The 19,349-nt window shown below is 36.9% G+C and carries 15 protein-coding genes; 10 read left to right on the forward strand and 5 right to left on the reverse strand.

Features of this window, described 5'->3' with window-relative positions; genetic code table 11:
* Window positions 1-53: 53 nt before the first annotated feature.
* The 3 genes from AC2A07_RS05205 to AC2A07_RS05215 all read right to left on the reverse strand — a co-directional run bounded on the left by AC2A07_RS05205 (window position 54) and on the right by AC2A07_RS05215 (window position 3,252).
* Complete coding sequence (locus tag AC2A07_RS05205; RefSeq protein WP_484049531.1) at window positions 54-1,775, reverse strand: cellulase family glycosylhydrolase; 1,722 nt, start codon at window positions 1,773-1,775, stop codon at window positions 54-56.
* Window positions 1,776-1,918: 143 nt separating this feature from the next.
* Entirely contained in the window at window positions 1,919-2,230 is a 312-nt protein-coding gene (locus AC2A07_RS05210; protein WP_484049532.1) for a hypothetical protein, read from the reverse strand.
* Window positions 2,231-2,289: 59 nt separating this feature from the next.
* Complete coding sequence (locus tag AC2A07_RS05215; RefSeq protein WP_484049533.1) at window positions 2,290-3,252, reverse strand: Gfo/Idh/MocA family protein; 963 nt, start codon at window positions 3,250-3,252, stop codon at window positions 2,290-2,292.
* A gap of 131 nt (window positions 3,253-3,383) precedes the next feature.
* Between AC2A07_RS05215 and AC2A07_RS05220 the strand changes: the two genes are divergently transcribed.
* The 5 genes from AC2A07_RS05220 (at window position 3,384) to AC2A07_RS05240 (ending at window position 12,917) form a co-directional block, all read left to right on the forward strand.
* A complete protein-coding gene (locus AC2A07_RS05220; RefSeq protein ID WP_314492398.1) occupies window positions 3,384-4,037 on the forward strand; it encodes a protein-L-isoaspartate(D-aspartate) O-methyltransferase in 654 nt (217 codons plus the stop codon).
* A 238-nt stretch (window positions 4,038-4,275) separates the two neighbouring features.
* Complete coding sequence (locus AC2A07_RS05225) at window positions 4,276-5,250, forward strand: 2-hydroxyacid dehydrogenase (RefSeq protein ID WP_484049534.1); 975 nt, start codon at window positions 4,276-4,278, stop codon at window positions 5,248-5,250.
* Between the two features lie 56 nt (window positions 5,251-5,306).
* Window positions 5,307-5,621, forward strand: coding sequence for a hypothetical protein (locus AC2A07_RS05230; protein WP_484049535.1), 315 nt, complete (start codon window positions 5,307-5,309; stop codon window positions 5,619-5,621).
* An 820-nt stretch (window positions 5,622-6,441) separates the two neighbouring features.
* The gene (locus AC2A07_RS05235) at window positions 6,442-10,647 is read left to right on the forward strand and encodes a T9SS type B sorting domain-containing protein (RefSeq protein WP_484049536.1); all 4,206 of its coding nucleotides are present in this window, start codon (window positions 6,442-6,444) and stop codon (window positions 10,645-10,647) included.
* 284 nt (window positions 10,648-10,931) lie between these two features.
* Window positions 10,932-12,917, forward strand: a complete 1,986-nt coding sequence (locus tag AC2A07_RS05240; RefSeq protein WP_484049537.1) for a urocanate hydratase — start codon at window positions 10,932-10,934, stop codon at window positions 12,915-12,917.
* A 134-nt stretch (window positions 12,918-13,051) separates the two neighbouring features.
* Here the strand turns inward: AC2A07_RS05240 and AC2A07_RS05245 are convergent, their stop codons facing one another.
* Window positions 13,052-14,674 carry a GIY-YIG nuclease family protein gene (locus AC2A07_RS05245; protein ID WP_484049538.1) on the reverse strand — a complete coding sequence of 541 codons (1,623 nt, stop codon included), beginning with the start codon at window positions 14,672-14,674 and terminating at the stop codon, window positions 13,052-13,054.
* Window positions 14,675-15,052: 378 nt separating this feature from the next.
* Here AC2A07_RS05245 and AC2A07_RS05250 point away from each other — a divergent pair, with 378 nt between their 5' ends.
* The 5 genes from AC2A07_RS05250 (at window position 15,053) to AC2A07_RS05270 (ending at window position 18,518) form a co-directional block, all read left to right on the forward strand.
* Window positions 15,053-15,412 (forward strand): hypothetical protein, encoded by a 360-nt coding sequence (locus tag AC2A07_RS05250; protein ID WP_484049539.1) that lies wholly within the window; start codon window positions 15,053-15,055, stop codon window positions 15,410-15,412.
* A 435-nt stretch (window positions 15,413-15,847) separates the two neighbouring features.
* The gene (locus AC2A07_RS05255) at window positions 15,848-16,606 is read left to right on the forward strand and encodes a Rossmann-fold NAD(P)-binding domain-containing protein (RefSeq protein WP_484049540.1); all 759 of its coding nucleotides are present in this window, start codon (window positions 15,848-15,850) and stop codon (window positions 16,604-16,606) included.
* Between the two features lie 272 nt (window positions 16,607-16,878).
* Window positions 16,879-17,223: a hypothetical protein gene (locus tag AC2A07_RS05260; RefSeq protein WP_314492414.1), complete on the forward strand. Its 345-nt coding sequence runs from the start codon at window positions 16,879-16,881 to the stop codon at window positions 17,221-17,223.
* On the forward strand, window positions 17,204-17,503 hold the full coding sequence (locus tag AC2A07_RS05265; protein WP_484049541.1) for a type II toxin-antitoxin system RelE/ParE family toxin: 300 nt from the start codon (window positions 17,204-17,206) through the stop codon (window positions 17,501-17,503). The genes AC2A07_RS05260 and AC2A07_RS05265 overlap by 20 nt, the downstream gene beginning before the upstream one ends.
* A 79-nt stretch (window positions 17,504-17,582) precedes the next feature.
* Entirely contained in the window at window positions 17,583-18,518 is a 936-nt protein-coding gene (locus tag AC2A07_RS05270; RefSeq protein ID WP_484049542.1) for a tetratricopeptide repeat protein, read from the forward strand.
* 110 nt (window positions 18,519-18,628) lie between these two features.
* Here the strand turns inward: AC2A07_RS05270 and tpx are convergent, their stop codons facing one another.
* A complete protein-coding gene (gene tpx / locus AC2A07_RS05275) occupies window positions 18,629-19,201 on the reverse strand; it encodes a thiol peroxidase (protein ID WP_314492421.1) in 573 nt (190 codons plus the stop codon).
* Between the last annotated feature and the right edge of the window lie 148 nt (window positions 19,202-19,349).

A 19,349-nucleotide genomic window follows, 5' to 3' on the forward strand; every position in this document is an offset into this window, starting at 1 on the left:
TAAAACAAATCCCTCTTATATTCTAAAAGGGATTCGCAATTTAAGATTTTTTCTTACTTCAGTTCAAAATAATTCAGGTTAATACCGTTATTTTCAAAATAGATCCTGATTTTGTTTTCTCCTTTTTTGAGTCGGATCCCTTTGGAAGAGGCAGTTTTCCAGTTTTCTTTTCCATTCGTAGAGGGTAATGAAACTGTTGCCAGTGGCTTTCCTGCAGCATCTTCAATCCTGATTTTTGCGTCCTCAGTGGCTGCATAATTGATCTCAAAAGTATAAGCTTTGTCTGTTTCTGACTGAATGGTGTATTGAAGCCATTCCCCGCTTTCTGTTTTTCCGACATAATATACATTGTCTTTCGTTTTATAAATATCAACCCCGTCGTTTCTCAACTGATTTCCGGAATTCCATTCTGATCTCTTTGCCGGATCACTTACCCATAGATTGATGTAGTCATGATCTTGGTAAGCAGTTCCCATCCTTCCCAGATCGTAATTTGTCGCCATGATTTTTCCCGGAGCCTTGTGGCTTTTGAAAGGCAGGGAAGAATCATCGCTAACCTGTCTGAATAAGGCATCGATCACATCTTTTTTGATTTCTACATTGCTGAATTTATAGTTTTCTGCGATATCCATCAGTGCTTTTAGTGCATAATCTTTTGAGGGTTTTGTCCCGCCGTTTTGCCAGTAGTCTAGAAGTTTCTGATATTCCGGAGTGATCCTGACATTTGTAATTCCTGCCGTATTATCAATTTTTTTCATTGGCCAGAATGCGTACCCGATATGGTGATGATCTAAGAGCTGTATCAGTTCTGTAAACCAGACATTAGAATTTTCTCCCGTCTCTCCAAGCCAGATCGGCATATTGTGTTTTTCCCTCAGGTCCAAAGCAGATTTTATGGTCTCGTCGTCATTATTGTTCCAGTATTTATGAAAACTGAATGCCATGTTTTCGTCCCAGACCGGGATCAGTCCATTGTAATTATTTCCCCATCCGTTGCCTTCAAGGAAGATGAGATGTTTTTTATCAACCGTACGGATGGCTTCTGTGATCTCTTTCTGCAGTTTCCAGAGGGGTGCATTAGACATTTCATCCGTACCGTTTGGATTTTTTCCGGTGAAATTAATATTGGGCTCATTAATAAGGTCATAGCCTCCGATCCAGGATTCATCTTTATATCTTTCCGCCAGTTTTTTCCATAGTGCAACAGTCTTTTTCCTATTTTCTTCGCTTTCCCAAAGAGAAGGCTTAGATTTGTCATTGTCTGAGATATTGGCATCGTTTCCCTGTCCTCCGGGAGCTGCATGAAGATCCAGAATAAGATATATTTTATTTTCACGACACCACCGCAAAAGGTTATCTGTTATTGTAAATCCTTCTTCCAACCATGTATTTTTACCTTTTACCGGTTCCCTTTCCACAGGTAAAGTGTACAGATTATAATGCATGGGAAGCCTGACTGAATTAAATCCGGATTTTGCCAGAAAATCAATATCCTGCTTCGTGATTCCGTTCTTCAGATAGGATTTATAAAACCGGTTCATACCATCTTCACCCACCAGTTCTGCAATTTTTTCCTTTATTTTAAACTGCGGGCCTGCGAAATCTGCTGTTTTAAGCATATAGCCTTCCTGCAACATCCAGCCTCCCAGGCCCAAGCCTCTTAACTGAATGTTTTCTCCTTGATCATTAACTATTTTCTTACCGTCCCGTTTCAGTAACTGTGATGTCCCAAATTGAGACAATAAAAGAGCGGATAATAGAATGCTTCTTTTCATAGCTTAACTTTTTTAAATATTAGGGGGATTTTAGGGATTGAACTTTTTAAGTAAAAGCAAATATATTCAAAAATTACTGAATAAAAATAAAATTCCTCTCAGATCAGTCCGGAGGAATTTATTCAGTCTGCCTTTAGGCAGGATTATTTATATTTTGCCTGTATCCGCAGGCTGTCAAAAAAACGATGTCCGAATTGAGCATAGAGATTATTGTTCATCATCTCCTTATAACAATATTTGTGATCAGGATCTGTTTCTGAATAAGGAATGCAGCTTCCCGATATTACAGTGTCAAAAATTACCTCAATGTTATTTTCTCTTAAAGCCTGTGCAAAATTCTTTCGATTGCCAGCCTGACCATTCAGGGTGACAGTTTCGAAGTAGATATATTTTTTTCGGTTAAAGTCTATTTTTGCTTTTTCTCTCTGTGATTCACAGATTACCATTTTCTCCATCTTCTTATTACATGAAAATAAAAATAGAACCAACATCAAAAACAGGCTGTTTTTCATGCTCAGCTGATCAGCTTCATTATTTCCAGTGCCACTTTTAAAGCTTCAGTGCCGTCTTCGAGAGAAACTTCCACATTTTTATCTTCCAGAATGGCATCTGCAAAAGAATTCAATTCATCGAGAATAGCATTATTAGGCTGGATATTCGGATACTCAAATAAAATCTGATTTTTTTCACCTTCAGCATTCTCAATAATCATATCAAATGGAGTAGGATTTTCAGGAGCATCTTTCATACGGATGACTTCAGCTTTTTTCTCCAGGAAGTCAACCGATATATAGGCATCTTTCTGGAAAAACCTGCTTTTTCTCATCGCTTTCATGGATATTCTGGAGGTTGTAAGATTCGCAACACATCCGTTTTCAAATTCGATTCTTGCGTTGGCAATGTCCGGACTTTTACTCACCACACAGACACCGCTTGCATGAATATTTTTTACTTTGGATTTTACAACACTCAGTAAAATATCCAGATCGTGGATCATCAGATCTAAAACCACAGACACATCAGTTCCGCGCGGATTAAATTCTGCTAAACGGTGAATTTCTATAAACATCGGGTTCTGGATGTAATCTTTCGCTCCTATAAAAGCAGGATTATATCTTTCAACATGGCCCACCTGTGCTTTGATACCGAATTCACGGCATTGATGCAGAATTTCCTCAGCCTGTTCAAGCGTTTGGGTGATCGGCTTTTCAATGAAAAAGTGAAGTCCCTTTTCGATTGCCTTCAGTGCGTAATCATAATGATATAATGTCGGAGTTACGATATCAAGCATATCGATCTGGCTGAGCAGATCTTCAAGATTTTCGAAATATCTGTAACCGAATTCAGCTTCTAATTTTTTACCATTCTCCGCATCCTTATCATGGAAACCGATAAACTCGTATTTATCAGACTGTTTCAAAAGTTTCAGATGTATTTTACCCAAATGTCCGGCACCTACCAAACCTGCTTTCAACATAGATTTTAATTTTTGTAAATATAGTAATTTTAGGTATTCGGAAACAGATGACAGGTTTTAGGTTGACCTATATTGATTGTTTTAGTATTTTTGTACCAAACTGGCAACTGCTCAACAAAAAATACGATCTGATGACGCATGATTCATTTGCAAACAAAGGAAAGAGACGGAATTTAATTAATTATCTAAGACAGCAAATCGGCATTTCTGACGAAAATGTACTTTCGGCCATGAATGAGGTACCGAGGCATCTGTTTATTGAGAGTATCTTTGAAGATTTTGCGTATGAAGACCGTGCATTTCCTATTTTGGCACATCAGACGATTTCCCATCCCTCAACTGTTGCAGAACAGTCTGAACTTCTGCAGTTAAAGGCCGGTGAAAAGGTTTTGGAAATCGGTACAGGCTGTGGCTATCAGACGGCTGTTTTACTCGCCATGAAAGGTTTGGTCTACACCATCGAAAGGCAGAAGGATCTGTTTGATTATTCCAAAAAGAAATTCAGGGAACTTCACCTTTATCCCAAGTTTCAGAGTTTCGGTGACGGTTTTGCGGGACTTCCCACTTTTGCGCCTTTTGATAAGATTATTGTTACCTGCGGTGCTGCAGTTTTACCGACAGAATTATTAAAACAGCTCAAAGTGGGTGGAAAAATGGTTATTCCTTTGGGTCCCACAGACGAGCAGGTTTTATACAGATTTACCAAAATTTCGCTTACAGAAATTGAGAAAGAAGAATTTGGGGCCTATAAATTTGTACCGATGTTAAACAATACCAATCAGTAACCATACATCTTATCAGGATATCATACCTCATTATATCTAACGTCAGATCATGCTCATGAAATATGAAATCAGTATGATATGTTATTAATTATAAAATTTTAAATACTGGAAAATAAGCAGGTACTGACTGAATGATTTTTCGGAATAAAAATTGAAGCAGTTAATCCTGTAACAAGCCTTACTTTCAGCAAGAGTGAGGTTTTTTAATTTAAAAATAGTATACATTAAATCAAATCATATGAAAGTTTTTATCAATAAAAGAATTCCGGAAGTAGGAATAACCATGCTGAAAGAGGCGGGACTGGAAGTTACCTTACCTGAAAATCCGGAACTGACCCAGGAAGAATGGCTGGGATACTGCAAAGATGCAGATATAATCCTCAATGTAGGACAGAATAAATATGACAGAGAATTTTTTGAAAAATTTCCGAATGTAAAAGCGATCGCACTGTATTCTGTCGGTTTTGATCAGGTCGATATCGAAGAGGCTAATAAGCGCAGTATACCGGTAGGAAACACCCCTGAAGTACTGAGCAGGGCCACCTCCGATGTGGCATTTCTCCTGATGCAGTCTGTTTCCAGAAGAGCGGGATATTACCTTCAGAAAGTTAAAGAGGGTGACTGGGGACAGTTTGATCCGCTTCATGCATTAGGGCAGGAATTGTACGGAAAGACATTAGGTGTTTTCGGATTGGGAAGGATTGGTTTTGAAATGGCAGAAAAGTGTAAAAAAGCCTTTGACATGAAAATTATCTATCATAACAGAAGCCATAATGAAGAAGCGGAAAATGAACTGGAAGCAAAATATGTTTCATTTGAAGAACTGGTAAGTCAGTCTGATGTTTTGAGTATTCATGCTAATTTTACAGAAAAACATTCAGAACTGTTTAATCAGTCAGTTTTTGAAAAGATGAAACCCAATGCTATCTTTATCAATACAGCGAGGGGTGGTTTTCACAATCAGAAAGATTTATACAGTGCGCTGATCTCTGAAAAAATATGGGGGGCAGGTCTTGATGTGACCAATCCGGAACCTATTGAAGAAACTGACCCTATTTTAAACCTTTCCAATGTCTGTGTATTACCACACATCGGTTCAGCGACGGTAGAAGCAAGAAACGGAATGGCACAATTAGCAGCCCAAAACATCATCGCTTTTTCAAAAGGTGAAAAAATGCCTGATTGTGCAAATCCTGAAGTTTATAACAGCTAACCGGAAAAGTTGGAATCATTTTTGTCTTATCGGTCATAACACTAAAATATATTATTATGATTACAGAAGACAATACTGAAGAGCAGGAAAGAAAATTAGAAGAAATGGATTATAATCCGGGTGAGGATATTTTTAATAAGGAAGAACATATCCCTTTGGACGGAGATGGAAATCCAATTATTAATCCCAACCATGTAAATGACGGAATGCCTTACGGGCTTGACGTTCCGGGAGCTGAAGATGATGATAATTTTGAACAGATCACTGATCAGTTACCTGATGAAGATGCAGATATTTACAGTCAGACTGAAGAGGATGAAGAAGATGATAATTATGAGGATGAAGAAGAAGAGGAAGATATTGTAAGTTAGAAATACTACGATAAAATACAGCGAAGCTGCCTTAATTTAATTGAGGCAGCTTTTTTATTGCCTTTATCATAGGTTTAAACAGCTGTAAAATAGAGAGTGGATTAGTGAAAAATAGAAGCTTATGATGTTTTGAGGAGTTATATTTTTATTTATAGATTGGATCAATAGAGCTGATTAAAGCAATTTCGAAATCCCTTATGTTCCTGTCAGAATAAATCAGGACTTTTTATGAAAAAGTGAATAATAGAACGATTATTAGTAAGAGCATGAGTTTGGGATCAAAAGTTTTAAATAATTGATTTTCAAAACAATGTTATTTTATCACAAAGAAAACAAAGAAATACTGCTTTTTGAAACACTTTCATGTCAAACAGTGCCACTTCTTTTATCACAGCTACATAAGAATTTTATATTACCCTGATTATTTTCACGCCTTTGTCTATCTCAAATATCTGAAAATTATGTAATTAATATATTTGTTTATCATCGCGTTTTATAGAGCCTTATCCCTAACTGAGGTTAAATACGTTTAATGAGATCCGATAACTGTACTGTGATACTTTAGGCTAAAAAATTGACTGTCAATTAAATATAAATCAAAAAAATAAACTGAAAATATAGATTTTGATCATTTTTATTTATTTTTTTAATTTATTTCACGAAAAAGACATGTAATTTTAAGTGTTTGCGTTAATATTAAATTTATATAAATAAATTATTAATGTTAGTTATTTTGTGTTAAATATGTTTTATATTTATCTACACCTTATCCATAACTGTTTATTTAGGTTAATTAACAATTAATCCCAAACTGTACAATATGAAAAAATATTTATTTTTTTTATCTCTATTCGTGATTTTTTCTGTCTCTTCTCAGACTCCCCTTCAGGTAAAAATAAAAGATGCAGCAGGAAACGAAAATTTTCACGTGACGTGTAATAACGATCTTAATTCCAATGGATGCATCCAGCTTCATGTAGAGTATCCTGAGTTAAAATCAACAACAACGTATGCAGTAACTCCCGAAGTTTACAATCCACCGGTGCCGTTAAATCAGGGTACCCCCCTGAATGCCAATTTTGATGACCTTTTTGCGGTTAAATTAGATCTTCCGTTTTCATTCTGTTTCTTTAATCAGAACTTTGAGGCATTGGTCGTAGGATCCAACGGAATGCTTACTTTTGATCTCAGTCAGTTAGGAAATATCAATTATCCCAATGTTTTCTGGCAGAACCCTAATTCAGGTCTCCCAAAAAACTCAATATTTGGGGTCTACCACGATATGGTTTTTGCAAACGGTGACAGTTCCGAGATTTATTATTCTACTACAGGAACCGCACCTTACAGAAAATTCGTTCTCAGTTTTTATGACGGTAGGGTAGCCGGTTGTACAGACCGCTCATCATCGCAGATCGTCCTGCACGAAACTACAAATGTTGTTGAAGTTTTTGTAGATAAAAAACTGACACCATGCCCTACAAGAAAGTTTGAGAATGCACTGATCGGAATCATGAACAATGACGGAAGCCTGGGATATTCTCCGGCATCAAGAAATACAGGTAACTGGCAGGCATTGCAGGAGGCATACCGGTTTACTCCAACCGGGAATACTGTTCAGCCGGAAGTGACATGGACAAATTCTATCGGACAGACTGTCGGGAATGGAGTAGAGACCACTATTTGTCCGACTCAAAACGACACGTACACGGCTACTGTCAAATTTAATGTCTGTGGCAGCAGTTTTCTGACCTTTACCGATGATTTTATCCTTGACTTTGATGCTGCATATCCAGTCGCAGTCAATTATAGTCAGAACTACTGTGGCAATACCCCGATCAGTTTAAACCTCAATAATTTCAGACAGAATCTTACCACACAGAACCCTGCAAATTTTAATTTCACCTTTCATACAACACTACAGGATGCACAGTCAGGCCAGAATTCTATCTCAACCAACTACAGTCTGAATGCGAATGCCGTATTCTATGTACGGATTCAGAATCCGAATGTTCCGGGGTGTTTCAGAGTAGCCGTGCTCACTTTGAATTTCCGTACTAAAAATCTCTCTAAAAGTGTGATTGAGCTCTGTGATACCAATAATGACGGTGTGGAAAACAATTATGAACTGATTTTATTAAACAGCCAGATCCTTCCTGCGGGAACTCCCGGAATTTCATATCATCAGACCCAGGCCAATGCACAGAATAATACCAGTCCTATCCTGACCGCTAATATCACAGCATCCACTCAGATTTGGGTAAGGGTACAGGATGCTGACTGTACTTACGTGCTGGGACCTGTTACTTTTCAGTTCAAACCGGGAGTAAACGCTAATTCCCCGATCAATTTTTCATACGCCATGTGTGATATCAATGCAAATGATTCGGAACCATTTGATTTTGCAGTCAATCTTGGTTCCCTTATCACCAATCAGCCGGGAGCGGTATTTACAGCATACACTTCCTACGCCGATGCTTATTCCGGAACCGGCGCTGTGCTGAGTACAATTAAAAACGGCTTACAGACGGTTTACATCAGGGTAGTGATCCCGGGAGGATGCTTTGCAGTGGTTCAGGTAAATATGACGGTGGCTTTCACCCAGATTGTGGCCAACGAAAAAAATGAGTATATCTGTTTTAACGGGACAGAAGATATAAGTTTTAATTTACAGACTCTTTCTACCAACATGCTTATACAGCCTGCTTCAGTTGCGGTCACTGCCTTTTATTCCAATTATGCAGACGCTGAATCAGAAAATAATCCGATAGCTCCCAATCAGACGATTACCACCAATGGAAATCTGGTAACGCAGACATATTATGTTCGTTTCGAACAGTCAAATACCTGCTATACGATTCGTCCTGTCAATGTACATTTAGTTCATCCGGTCGCTGTCACCTCCAGTTTCACCACCTGTGATTTTAATAATGACAATACGGAAAATATATCACTGACCCAGTTTTCAGCTGCTATCATAGGTACGCAGAATGCAAGTGTTCTGTTTTACCTGAGCCAGGCTGATGCCCAATCAGGTAATAACCCTGTAACCAGTACAACAATTACGGGGAATACTCAGCTTTTCGTAAAAATAACTTCCTATAACTGTACGCAGATTTACCCCGTGAATTTTTCACTCGTTGCGACTCCTGCAGTCAATTCGGTTGTCAATGTTACACTCAACAATATTTGTGATAATAATAATGATGGAGTAGAACTGTATAATCTTACCCTTTCACAGCCTCAGATCTATAGCGGATCTTCATCAAATGTGACTTTTACCTACTATGCTTCGTATAATGCCGTCACTCATGTGTTTTCAGGAGAAATCACAGATCCTGCACAGTTCCCGGTGCAGGGGAATGCAACGGTTTATGTAAAAGTGAAATTTAATAATAATGATTGCTTTTCAGCAGCACAGCTTAACATCCAAATGATATTCCTGCCACCGGTTGTTTTGGCAAATGCCGTGTTGAATACCTGTGATGAAGATTTTAATCTCAGCGAAACTTTTCAACTGAATGATGCAGTTTCACAAATGTTCACAGCATCTCAAAATACGTATGCCCTTTCAGATATGACTATTTCCTACTACCTTACTGCAGCAGAAGCCAACACCGGAAATACTGCCGCTCAGATCGGAAATTCATACACAACAAATATTTCTACAGTACAGGTCTGGGCAAGATTTCAGTCAAAAACCACAGGCTGTTTTTCAGTGGCACCGATTCAGCTCAATACATATTTCCCTCCAAAAGCAATTAACTCAAGCATTACGGTCTGTGATGAAAACCTGGACGGATCTTATGAAGTAAATCTGCTGAATTATACCAATCTGTATGTTGATATTGCAAATCAGATGAACACATTTACTTTTTATCTTACACAACAAGACGCTCAGAACGGAGTAAATGCCATTCCTAACCCTTCAAACTTCAGTGCTCAGCCCTTTCCCTCTCAGATTTGGGTGAAAATTCAGAATATTCCGGGATGTGATGATACGGCAAGCATTAATTTTATATTGGGAAACAAGGTTGTTCTTCAGAATGCAGGCCCATTCGACCTGAACAACGTTTGTGATAACGGGAATGACGGCGTAGAGAATGTGAATCTGACACAGTTTCAGCAGCAGATCTATTCAGGTGCGAATGCTGTATTTACCTATTATCCGTCATTATCCGATCTGAATGCAGGAACCAATGCAATATCCAGCCCGGGAAGTTATGCATATAACCAGAATTCAGGCTCAAATATTATTTATGTAAAAGTAAGTGTCCCGGGATTATGTCCTGAAGTTACTACCATCAAGATTTCATTGAAGAAAGTGCCGGTCTTTGAAATTCCGACCCAATATTTCTGTCCGGACGGAACATTCTCTTACACGCTGAAAGTTGAAGGTTATACGATTGTAAGCTATGTCTGGACCAATCCTTCAGGTCAGGTGGTGTCAACGACTGATACGGTTACCGGGATGAATGCTGTAGGAACTTATTCCGTAACAGTAACCGCTGATAACGGATGCTCTTATACCGCAACATTTGAAGCGAAATATTATGATGTCCCTGTGATCCAGCAAATGGTTGCCAGTGGAAATACATATACCATCACGGCAACAGGTTCACAGCCAATTGTATATTCCATCGACGGAATTACATGGCAGTCGGGTAATGTTTTCTACAATTTACCGACTGGCATCACCACTTTCTATGTGAAATATGTTGATGGTAAATGTATCATTAAGCAGGACGGCGTTATTCTGGATATTAAAAATGCCATTACTCCGAACGGAGATGGTGCAAATGACAAATGGATTGTCAGAAACCTTCATGTTTTCGGAGATAAAAAGACCAATGTAAAAGTCTTTGACCGATATCAGTATCTGATTTTCGAACAGAATACCAATACGCAAATCGTATGGGACGGAACGATCTCCGGAAGGCCAATTCCGACTTCAAGCTATTGGTATGTTATTACGTTGCCTGATGGCAGAACATTTACGGGATGGATCCTGGTAAAAAACACCAATTAAATTTTAAATTAAAGAAAGATGAAGCCTCACTGAAAATCAGTGAGGCTTCATTGTTTTCATTCATAAACCAACACCCGTTAACCAGTAATTCCCATCCCACGGAGGGGTGGATTCAACCGCAGGTCAGAGAGGGGTGGTTCAACAAAATATGAACAGGTAGACTGCAGCCTGCAGTAAAAACAGATACTTACTGACTTTTTGCCTTTTATCGGTCTTATATTTTTTAATATCTTTAAAACCACAAAAAAGCCAATCTCAATCAACCAACTACAATCAACTATATAATGACTTTCAAGGAACAGATACAGCAGGGAATTCCTACAGAACTGCCTCAGCCAAAACCATACGAAACGCATATCAATCACGCACCGAAACGGAAAGAAATTCTTACAGACGAAGAGAAAAAACTCGCTCTGAAAAATGCTCTGCGTTACTTTGAACCCAAATTTCATGCAGAGTTGCTGCCGGAATTCAGGGAAGAATTAGAAAAATACGGCAGAATTTATATGTACCGTTTCCGTCCGGATTACGAGATGAAAGCAAGAGATATTGCTGATTATCCCGGAAAATCTGAACAGGCAAAAGCGATTATGCTGATGATTCAGAACAATCTGGATTATGCAGTTGCCCAACATCCGCACGAACTGATTACGTATGGTGGAAACGGGGCGGTGTTCAGCAACTGGGCGCAATATCTTCTGACGATGAAATACCTTTGTGAAATGACAGATGAACAGACATTGACCATGTATTCCGGTCATCCGATGGGATTATTTCCTTCTCACAAAGACGCGCCGAGAGTGGTGGTGACGAACGGAATGGTGATTCCCAATTATTCAAAGCCTGATGACTGGGAAAAATTCAATGCGCTGGGTGTTTCGCAGTATGGGCAAATGACGGCCGGATCTTATATGTACATTGGTCCGCAGGGAATTGTGCACGGAACGACGATTACCGTTTTGAATGCTTTCAGAAAAATTAATAAAGAAACAAAAGGCGGATTATTCGTCACTTCAGGTTTGGGCGGAATGTCGGGAGCTCAGCCAAAAGCCGGAAATATCGCAGGCTGTATTACGGTCATTGCTGAAGTGAATCCAAAGATTACCAAAATCCGTCACGAACAGAAATGGGTGAATGAAATCCACGAAAATCTGGATGAACTGGTGGCGAGAGTAAGAAAAGCTCAGGGAAATCAGGAAACGGTTTCTTTGGCTTACCTTGGAAACATCGTGGATATCTGGGAGAAATTTGATGAAGAAAATTTAAGAATCGATATCGGTTCAGATCAGACTTCACTTCACAATCCCTGGGCGGGCGGTTATTATCCTGTCGGGCAAACCTTTGAGGAATCGAATACGATGATGGCAGAAAACCCTGAATTATTCAAGGAAAAAGTTCAGGAAACCTTGAGAAGACATGCTTCCGCCATCAACAGACATACCGCAAAAGGAACCTATTTCTTCGATTACGGAAATGCCTTTTTACTCGAAGCTTCCAGAGCCGGAGCTGATGTAATGTCAGACAATCCTACGATCGGAAAAGAATTCAAATACCCTTCATATGTTCAGGATATTATGGGGCCGATGTGTTTTGATTACGGTTTCGGGCCGTTCCGTTGGGTCTGTACCAGCGGAAAACCGGAAGATTTGCAGAAAACAGATGATATTGCGTGTGCCGTTTTAGAGGAAATGATTAAAACTTCCCCTACTGAAATTCAACAGCAAATGAAAGACAATATCACGTGGATTAAAGGTGCTCAGGAAAACAATCTGGTCGTGGGTTCGCAGGCGAGAATTTTGTACGCCGATGCTGAAGGAAGAATGAAAATCGCTGAAGCCTTCAATAAAGCCATTGCCAACGGAGAAATCGGAGCGGTGGTTTTGGGAAGAGACCATCACGATGTTTCGGGGACGGATTCGCCATACAGAGAGACTTCCAACATTTATGACGGTTCGAGATTTACGGCAGATATGGCGATTCACAATGTAATAGGTGACAGTTTCCGTGGCGCAACCTGGGTTTCCATTCACAACGGTGGCGGCGTTGGCTGGGGCGAAGTGATCAACGGTGGTTTCGGGATGTTACTGGACGGAAGTGATGATGCCGGCAGAAGATTAAAATCAATGCTTTTCTGGGACGTCAACAACGGAATTTCCCGAAGAAGCTGGGCAAGAAATGAAGGTGCTGTTTTTGCGATTAAAAGAGCAATGGAAGCTGAACCGAATTTGAAGGTGACACTGCCGAATTTTGTGGATGAGAGTTTGTTTTAAAACTTTTTAGATATGGAAAAACCTGCTGTGAGGCAGGTTTTATATTTAATGTCAAATAGGATTTACAATCAGTATTTTATCTTTGTGTTTATTCGGGGATTACAAATTCGCAAAATCAATTTTCAATTAAGAAATTATTTATTGACAATTTCAATAATTTGATCAATCAAATCATTAGCAATTCTCATATCAACTTGGAAAAACTCCCTTCTTTCATCAACTCTATAATCTTCCAATGTTTTGTGAATTTCTTTTTCAGCTAATACACAATCTCTAGTATTCCATTCCCGCATTACTAAGAATTTGTCTGGAATACTTGTATTAGATAATTGTTTTGCTCTATCGTCCGTATTATTTTTAGTTAATCCAATTTTAAAAACATCTCTAGGAAGTGATGCATTTCTCATCATGTAGATATACCCAGCATTATTTCCAGTAAAGGTTTCATTGTCTTTTCGTTTTACGATTAATTCATCTTCTTTTGCCTGATAAAAACTCTCAATACGATTTACCCAAGTCTTTCCTATAATAGGTTTTCCATTTTTGTCAGTTCCTATTTCTTCTCTATCTAGTTGCTTCCAATGACCAGAAGTTTCAACTTTAAATTTATCATCACGGATCTTTAAAATGTTAGCCAGGTTTCTTCGCTTGGGATTTAACTCCCATAATGTCCTATTTCTAATTTTAACACTATTATCAACTTCCTTATACTTTCTGGAAGTAAAGGTACTTTTAAGGATTTTCTTAACTTCTGTATCTATCGTTTCTTGCTCAATTTCACTGTCGTATTTCTCGAGATAAATGGGAAGATAAAGACATACCTTTGCTAATTCAAATATTGAATTATGCTTTTCAATATCTTTTATTGAATATTCAAAATATTTTTGATAGATAGGATCTTTCCACTCTCCGTTTCTGATAAATCCAGATAAATCATCCGTTTTTATATCAAAATGATCCCCATGATCTTTAGCTATATATCTTGCATCTAAAGTATTACTATCTAAATTAAGACGACATGCTATAAGAGTTTTCCATAACCTTTCATCATCGCCAAGTTTTACAGCTTCTCTCTTCCATTTGCTGTTTTCTAAAATTTTTTCTTTAACTGGAGTAATTTTTTCTTCACCTTGTCGTTTGATTTCAATTTCATCAACATTTATATCTGTAATCTCTCCGGTCGTGAAAAGCATTGTAATTTCATTTCCTCTTTTTACTAATGATAAACTAGCAATCACAAAAGTAAAACCATCCTCCGTTTTAAAAGTGATATCCCTTAATTCATTATCTGCATTAAAATTATAAATCAAATCTTCTACAAAAAAATCATTTAAATTTTCTTCATTTTGAATAAAATCATTTGATGTATAATAATCAATAAAGTCAAAAAATGAAATTGAAAAATCTTCTTCGTCTAAAAGCCTCCAATAATTTAAATCTTTATCAAGATCAAAAAAAGCTTCCATAATATTAAACATTAAAGGCATTTTATGAATCCCAAATTCGAAAGTACGATTGTTAAACTCATGTAGATAATATCGTAATTCTTTATCAGCATATAAACCAATACCATTTGCTCTCTGTAGTTCCCAAGTTTTTAAAGTTTGATCAAATTTCTTATCAACATATTCTTTTACTTCAGGATTTTTTTCATAATTATTTTTGATTGAATCACTAATTTTTTTATATGCCGGAGTGTCAATATCTGGAAGTGTACCAATTGAAAAGTCTATTTTTCTTTTTATATTCTCTTTCATTAATGATTTATATTTAATGTATAGTGTGAATATACTAAATATTTATACGTCTTAAATTTCAAAAATTCTAATTTTTTATAAAAATTTTTATAATCGCATTAAAACAAAATTAATTAACGCCTCAAATTTGAATTTATATTAATGGAAAAGTAATGATTCACAATCAAATTGTCCAAATAATGAATCTTTACATCCGCAAAGCCCTACAACCTCTTTAAAGCAAACCTCCATTTTTAAGATAATCTTGTTTGTAACTTCCGGTGGACTAAAAACGCAAACATATGAAAATTGCATTCACTAAGCTGAGCATTAAAGACCTTGCGACTTTAGCTCAAAGAATTATCACCAACATTCAGTCAGGAAAATATCCTGTGATTTGTGATTTCCAACCATCCTCTTACCGCAACTTTGCAGACTTCCTACACCGAATACGATACAGTTTACACCAAGCAAATCTACAGCGGAAAAGGAAAAGACGTCGCCACGGCAGACCATGAAAGAGATGTCGCTTACACCAGTCTTAAAGCTTTTCTGGACGGTTACCGAAAACTTCAGACTGCACCCAATTCTCAGTCGGCGAAAGATCTGTACAGTGTTTTCAAAACTTTAGGACTGGATCTCGACCGCTTTAGTTATTCTGATACTACAGTGGGATCCCTACGGGATGACAAACCATGGAGAAATGAAAGTATAGTTAAGCGTAACAGCGACACCACGTCAGTTCGAGTAGGTTTTTGAAGAAAACCGTATCGAGAACTTTTTGTTTGACAGACAGATTTTGTTTCTCAGTTCACTGGTTCTTGATACATTTTTCTCCGCTTCGCTACGAAAAACACTCGAACTGACGTATTATTCATATGTTGGACTGTTGTTATAATAAGAATAACCATTATTTTCTCATCCTGAAAGGATCTAAACCCGAATTTATTTATACTTCTCTCTAATGCTTTATTGAGATCCCTACGGGATGACAGACTCTGCTCAAAGCTGTTTGCATAAACAGAAAACATCATCAAAACGTTTGTTATTTTTAGCGGATTTAAACCCTAATTTTCTACACAATTCTTTAAAATCATGATGAGATCCCGACCGATGATAAGTTTTGTGGAAATAAAATGATATTTTTGAAATACGGATTTGAATCGAACCAACAAAAAAAGGAAAATATAAAATATGAAAAAACTAGGAATCATCGGCTGTGGCTGGCTTGGAAATCACATCGCAGAAAGAGTATCGGATCAATATGAAATTTTTGCAACAACCACAACATCTTCCAAAGTAGAAGATCTGAATTCTAAAGGATATCATACCACTTTAATAAGCTTTGCTGATGAATTGAATTCAGATATGAAACAATGGGAAGTTGCTGCGGATCTGGATGCAATCATCATCAGTGTTCCGTTCTCAGGGATCAGAGGGGCGAAGATCTCCATGACGGAAAGACGTGAAAACCTTTTAAGATTCATTGGAGATTATAAAGGACAGGTGTTTTTTACGAGTTCAACCGGAGTTTATCCACAAACAGATAAAGAATTTATAGAAGAAGATCAGCCGGCTGTTGAGGTCGAAAGCGAAAGTTTCATTCTGCAGCAGCTGCATCAAACCAATATCCTGAGATTGGCGGGATTGATGGGAGATCAGAGGCTTTTAAAAAATTATAATATTTCAGATTTAGATCAGTTGGTGAATCATATTCATTACGCAGATATCTGTTCGGTCATCGAAAAAATGCTGGATAAGCAGTCTGAATCTAAAGTGTACAATGTTGTAGCTCCAATTCATCCGAATAAAGAGGAAGTGATCAATGCGCAAAGAGATCTGCCTTATGACGGCGAAAGAACGACTGTGGGAAGGACAATTTCTCCTGAGAAATTAATTAAAGATTTGGATTTTGAATTTCAATATCCTGATCCGAGATATTTTCATTTGTAGATTATAGTTACGGAAAAGTTTTAAATGCAATAACCGCTGTGTTTTTATTAAAATATGCTTTGTTTTTTGATAGCAAATGCGATTCACCCAGCCAATTCTGCATACTGTGGTTGCTGAACGGAGTGCATTTTTTAACGGAAATGCTTTCAAACGTATAGGCAAAACTTTGCGTTCGTTGCGTTTAAAAAAAATAATTCCAAATCTTCTCAGGTGATCATTTTAAGAATTTTATTATATTTGTCTCATATATTGATATCAAAAAATATAAAATTATGATAGCTGAAATAGAAAAATATATCGAAATTCAGAACAGTATTGATGAGATTCTGAAAAATTCTCCCTTCAAAATGTCTTATATTATTGAAAAATCAGGAATTAAAAAACCAACTTTTTTTAAAAAATTAAAAGAAAAAAGATTTACTCCTGAAGAACTTCTGGTCATTTCAAAAACCATTGAACCTAAACAATGGCGCAATGAAACAAAAGAAGAAATTCTTGAGTCACTGAAACGTTCTGAAGAAGATTTCAAAAACGGACGGGTCCACGACTACAGGGATGTGATGGGAGAAATGAGATTACGTATAGAAAAGTACAAAAATGAAAATAAAATTCTCTGATGAATCACTCTCGGATTTGAGGAGTATTGAAGAATATCTTCTCGAAAATTGGAATGTTCAGATTTTTGATGATTTTCTGACAAAACTGGATGAAATTACAGAAATACTTTCTAAAGGTCATGTAACCTTTCAAAAATATGAAAATACAGAGTATCATAAAATTTTGGTTACTAAGCACAATACACTTATCTATATCATTGAAAACGATATTTTGAAAATTATCAGAATTCTCCAGAACTTCCAGAATCCGGAAGAAAACTACAAATCTTTACAAGAATAATAAGGACTTTTTTACATCTAAAGACAAAGTTTTTTTATTATATCAATTGAAATAGGGAGATAATCGAGACTCGCTGACAATGAAAAATATTTTAAGTTTAGTATTAGCTTTATTCTTATCAGTGAGATTATATGCCTGCCTCAATGGTGAAACACTAAAATTAGCTAACGGCATTATCCTGTATGAAGATTATGAAGGATATGTCCCATATGGACATTCTTTTAGAGATAAAGAATCTTTGAATAAAATTTTAGTATCGCTGAAGGACGGATATGATGAAACTCAAGATTTGGATTATCTTTCAGATCAGGGTTTTGTTTTGATTATATTAGGAAAGTATGGCGAAGCAATCGATTTGTATAAAAAAATTGAAAGTATTGTACCTGGCAGATATTCTACAGCTTCCAATATCGGAACAGCTTATGAATTAATAGGAAGCAATCAAGAAGCTCTAAAATGGATTGAAAAAGCGGTGAAAATTAATCATAACTCACATTTTCATTCCGAGTGGATCCATATTAATATTTTAAAAGCTAAGATATATGGCGAAAGATATATTACGTCTCAATTTTTAATAGGAAAGGATTTTGGAACTGATAAGTTTCCCAAATCTGATCTGACAAAAAAACAGTTGGATGCCTTAAGAGATCAACTCTATTATCAACTTAATGAAAGGATTTCATTTGTAAAGCAAAAAGATAAAATTATAGCTCAGCTCCTTTTTGATTTAGCGAATGTGTCTTACCTCGCTGACGATAAAGATGAAGCTATGGAAAATTATAAGCTTGCGGAAAACTATGGCTTTAAGGATGAAATTTTAAGTGAAAGAATGAATTTGACCTCTTCTGAAACAATTTTTAATATAGAAAGAAAGGTCATAAAAGAATTTAAATACCAAACGAAACCAGTCCGAAGAACTCATTTAATCGAAACGACAGTTTCTATTTTTGCTTTATTGTTTTCAGGATTAATGGTTTTTATTTTTAGAAAGAGAATTTTTTTATTACTTAAATAGAGGTCATATTTTCTAATTCTTGTTATAGTTTCTAAACCATTAACAATGCCGTGAAAATGAAAAAACCTTCGATGAGATCAAAGGTTTATAATAATTTAGAAAAGAAAAACTCAATTCTTCACTGCCTTGATTGCAGCTTCATAATTGGGTTCATGTGAAATATCATCCACCTGCTCTTCATAGACAATCTTCCCGGAAGGATCGATGACAACAACTGCTCTGCTTAAAAGTCCTTTCATGACAGAGTCTGTGAGTTCCACTCCATAGGTTCTCCCGAAATCAGAACGGAAGTCAGAAAGCATGACCACATTTTTTATGCCTTCTGCACCGCAGAATCTCTTTTGGGCAAAAGGTAAATCTTTTGAAATACAGAGAACAACCGTATTGGGGATGTTGGCAGCATCTTCGTTGAAATGATGTACGGAGGCCGAACAGACACCGGTGTCAACACTCGGGAAAATATTCAGAATAACATACTTTCCTTTGTATGAATCCAGAGTCTGATCCTTCATCGTAACATCTGTAAGGGTGAATTTTGGAGCCTGCTTATTTACTGACGGCAATTTCGCATACGTATGGACCGGTTTTCCGCCCATCAAAACAGTATTTGATGACTTAGAATTTTGAGCGAAAGAAAATATGGAAAAACACACTGCTGCACTGAAAAATAATTTTGAGAACATAAATTTTATTTAAACAAAATTATTCTTTTTCTCTTTGTCTCTCCGATTATTATTTGAAAATTTTTAAGCACCGTCTATGTTCTCATCCTAATGAAGTATTAACAGACTTCATGATATAACAGAACGCGAGCAATTCTTCCGGTTGATG

The organism is Chryseobacterium sp. HNCC26DJ238 (assembly GCF_057180465.1).

Excerpts from the sequence above, each read along its gene's own strand:
- AC2A07_RS05230 (WP_484049535.1), top strand. The coding sequence starts at position 5,307 with ATGATTACAGAAGACAATACTGAAGAGCAGGAAAGAAAATTAGAAGAA.
- AC2A07_RS05245 (WP_484049538.1), bottom strand. The coding sequence starts at position 14,674 with ATGAAAGAGAATATAAAAAGAAAAATAGACTTTTCAATTGGTACACTT.
- AC2A07_RS05260 (WP_314492414.1), top strand. The coding sequence starts at position 16,879 with ATGATAGCTGAAATAGAAAAATATATCGAAATTCAGAACAGTATTGAT.
- AC2A07_RS05225 (WP_484049534.1), top strand. The coding sequence starts at position 4,276 with ATGAAAGTTTTTATCAATAAAAGAATTCCGGAAGTAGGAATAACCATG.
- AC2A07_RS05235 (WP_484049536.1), top strand. The coding sequence starts at position 6,442 with ATGAAAAAATATTTATTTTTTTTATCTCTATTCGTGATTTTTTCTGTC.
- AC2A07_RS05255 (WP_484049540.1), top strand. The coding sequence starts at position 15,848 with ATGAAAAAACTAGGAATCATCGGCTGTGGCTGGCTTGGAAATCACATC.
- AC2A07_RS05205 (WP_484049531.1), bottom strand. The coding sequence starts at position 1,775 with ATGAAAAGAAGCATTCTATTATCCGCTCTTTTATTGTCTCAATTTGGG.
- AC2A07_RS05265 (WP_484049541.1), top strand. The coding sequence starts at position 17,204 with ATGAAAATAAAATTCTCTGATGAATCACTCTCGGATTTGAGGAGTATT.
- AC2A07_RS05270 (WP_484049542.1), top strand. The coding sequence starts at position 17,583 with ATGAAAAATATTTTAAGTTTAGTATTAGCTTTATTCTTATCAGTGAGA.
- AC2A07_RS05210 (WP_484049532.1), bottom strand. The coding sequence starts at position 2,230 with ATGGAGAAAATGGTAATCTGTGAATCACAGAGAGAAAAAGCAAAAATA.
- tpx (WP_314492421.1), bottom strand. The coding sequence starts at position 19,201 with ATGTTCTCAAAATTATTTTTCAGTGCAGCAGTGTGTTTTTCCATATTT.
- AC2A07_RS05240 (WP_484049537.1), top strand. The coding sequence starts at position 10,932 with ATGACTTTCAAGGAACAGATACAGCAGGGAATTCCTACAGAACTGCCT.
- AC2A07_RS05220 (WP_314492398.1), top strand. The coding sequence starts at position 3,384 with ATGACGCATGATTCATTTGCAAACAAAGGAAAGAGACGGAATTTAATT.
- AC2A07_RS05215 (WP_484049533.1), bottom strand. The coding sequence starts at position 3,252 with ATGTTGAAAGCAGGTTTGGTAGGTGCCGGACATTTGGGTAAAATACAT.